Here is a 220-nt window from a genome sequence, read left to right on the forward strand (position 1 = left end):
GGCGGTGCCCGAAACCACCGTCGAGGACGGGCCGTTGACGGCGGCGACCTCCAACTCGCCGTCCCACCGGGCGATCAGCCGCTCCACCTCGGCCACCGGGACCGGCACGGAGGCCATGCCGCCGTCGCCCGCGATCAGCCGGATCGCCCTACTGCGCAGGGCCACCACCGCCGCCGCGTCGTCCAGGCTCAACGCCCCCGACACGGCCGCTGCCGCGATC

At 75.9% G+C, this 220-nt stretch carries 1 protein-coding gene; it reads right to left on the reverse strand.

Translation table 11 applies throughout. The features are described from left to right. Window positions 1–220: acyltransferase domain-containing protein (locus IH61_RS42335; RefSeq protein WP_158845916.1), on the reverse strand; the 220-nt coding region annotated here is incomplete at both ends.

Source organism: Streptomyces sp. NRRL WC-3742 (genome assembly GCF_000720635.1).
GTDB lineage: Bacteria > Actinomycetota > Actinomycetes > Streptomycetales > Streptomycetaceae > Kitasatospora.